Raw genomic sequence first — 2,321 nt, 5'->3', positions numbered from 1 at the left:
CATCCACGTGGTCACCGAAAAGCACGAGGACTTCCTGATGTCCAACCCGCCGTACTACGAGAACGTGCGCGAACGGTGGGCGGTTCGCATCTCGAACAACGGCGAGTTCATCCACGCGAACCCACTGACCACGGGCGTCCAGGGGGCGTCCAACGTGACCAACGGATGCATCAACCTGTCCGATTCCGATGCGCAGCAGTACTTTCAGACGGCGATGTACGGCGACCCCGTGGAGGTGTCGGGCACCCGGATCGACCTGTCGGCAGCCGACGGTGATCTCTACGACTGGGCGATCGACTGGCCGACCTGGGAATCGATGTCGGCCCTGTAGCCGGGCCGGACACCGCCGCTACTTGCGGCTGAAGCGTCCCGGGCCGGCCTGATCCCGCGGCTTGATGACGATCTGATCCAGGTTCACGTGCGAGGGCCGCGAGGCGACGAAACCGATGACCTCGGCGATGTCCTTAGCGACGAGCGGGGTGATGCCCTGGTACACGGCGTCGGCCTTGTCGTTGTCGCCGTCGAACCGGACGAGAGAGAACTCGGTTTCCACCGCGCCGGGGGCGATCTCGGTGAGCCGCACCGGCTGCCCGAGCAGTTCGCCGCGCAGGGTGCGATGCAGTACCGCCTGGGCGTGCTTGGCCGAGGTGTATCCCGAGCCGTTGTCGTAGGCCTCGAAGGCGGCCACACTCGTGACCGTCACCACGAGGGCGTCACCGGACTCGATGAGCTTCGGCAGGAGTGCCTTCGTGACCCGCAGGGTGCCGAGAACGTTGGTCTCCCACATCCAGCGCCAATCGTCGAGGTCCGCGTCCATGACGGGTGCAAGGCCCTTGGCTCCACCGGCGTTGTTGACAAGAACGTGCACGCGGGGGATGACGGCGGTGAAGGCGGCGACCGAGTCCTCGTCGGTGACGTCGAGCGCCAGCGCCGTGCCGCCGATCTCGTCGGCGAGCTTTTCGAGCCGATCTACGCGGCGGGCACCGACGACCACGTGGTAGCCCTGCTCCGCCAGCTGCCTGGCGGTTGCTTCACCGATGCCGGAGCTGGCTCCGGTGACAACGGCGATACGGGCGTCGGGCGAGATTTGCATCGAGAATGCCATGCGCCGGATTCTAGTCTCGGCGGCTCACACGGCGCGGGCTCGCGTGGGCGCCCACCGGGCAACGTGTTAATTTTGCACCCATGCCCGCCGCCCGCACTCGCGTACCTCGCGTCACGTTCGTGACCGTTGCGCTGGGTTCCCGGCTTCCGCTGCCTCGCGAATTGTGTCGATAGTTAGTTCGATTTCGAGCCCCATCGAACCAGCTCTCGGATCGTGCCCATCTTTTGTCATGTCGTGGGACCGATCCGTGCCGTACACCGAGGACAACACCAGTGTTTGTCACTGCATCGCCCGTAACTTTTGGCCCGTCGATTACGGCAGCGCCCGCTACTGCTCGTCGTCGTTCCAGGCCCACTCTGGGGCGACCCGGCTCGGGAAGCGCGTCGTCGTCGTATCTCCCGAGCTGCGGCTCGCCGACAATCCGGCCGCAGCGGTGCTACGCGCAGCGTGCGGGGACGAACCCATCTCGCGTGACGAGGCCGCTCGCGCGACCGGATCGAGTATCGCCACCGTCAACCGTCAGGTCTCGGCTCTCCTGAACGCGGGCTTGCTCCGTGAACGCGCCGATTTCACCGCTTCCGGCGCGGTGGGCCGTCCGCGCAGGCCGTTCGAGGTCGACCACGAGCCCTATGCGACCGTCGGGATTCATATCGGCGCCGTCGTCACAGCCATCGTCGTGGCCGACCTGCGTGGGCGAATCCTCGGCGGCGTCGAGGTACGCACGCCGTCCGGACCGGCGACGGAATCGTTGACGATCATCGCCCGCAGTGCCCTTGCATTCGCGTCCCGCTGGCACCGGCGCCGTCTGCTGTGCATCGGTGTCGCGCTCGGTGGCCGCGTCGACAGCGCGACGGGCGCTGTGGATCACCCCGGCTGGAGTGGACGGCGGCACCGGTCGCCTCGATCGTCGGTGACGCCCTCGGGCTGCCGGTGTCGGTGTCCAACCACGTCGAGGCGATGGCCGGTTCGGAGTTGCTGCTGACGCCGACCGCGTCGCCCGTTTCCGGGACGAGCCTGTACTTCTACGCGCGAGAGACGGCAGGCGTCGCGCTGACCATCGACGGCCGCGTACATACTCCGAACACCGGACCGGGATCGATCGCGCACCTGCCGACCGGCTCGGATGCGTTGTGCGACTGCGGGCGTCGCGGTTGCCTCGAAGCCACGGTGAGTGACCGAGCTGTGCTGGCCGAGGCCGTCTCCCGCGGCGCCGTCG

General features: G+C 67.3%; 2 protein-coding genes and 1 pseudogene. 2 read left to right on the top strand and 1 reads right to left on the bottom strand.

Annotated elements, in window-relative coordinates:
- The coding region (locus WBQ44_RS23990) for a L,D-transpeptidase (protein ID WP_495569153.1) at positions 1-331 on the top strand (331 nt) is incomplete at its 5' end.
- Between the two features lie 18 nt (positions 332-349).
- Here WBQ44_RS23990 and WBQ44_RS23985 read toward each other — a convergent pair.
- Positions 350-1,093 (bottom strand): SDR family NAD(P)-dependent oxidoreductase, encoded by a 744-nt coding sequence (locus WBQ44_RS23985; protein WP_495569154.1) that lies wholly within the window; start codon positions 1,091-1,093, stop codon positions 350-352.
- Positions 1,094-1,508: 415 nt separating this feature from the next.
- Between WBQ44_RS23985 and WBQ44_RS23980 the strand changes: the two are divergent.
- Positions 1,509-2,321, top strand: a pseudogene (locus WBQ44_RS23980) (ROK family transcriptional regulator); the annotation flags it as partial.

Origin of the sequence: Rhodococcus sp. (in: high G+C Gram-positive bacteria) (assembly GCF_049591685.1) — a bacterium.
Lineage (GTDB): Bacteria > Actinomycetota > Actinomycetes > Mycobacteriales > Mycobacteriaceae > Rhodococcoides.
Note: the sequence above shows the minus strand (reverse complement) of the source record. Positions and strands in the feature narration are given on the sequence as shown.

Coding starts and splice junctions, on each gene's coding strand:
- WBQ44_RS23985 (WP_495569154.1), bottom strand. CDS start 1,093: ATGCAAATCTCGCCCGACGCCCGTATCGCCGTTGTCACCGGAGCCAGC.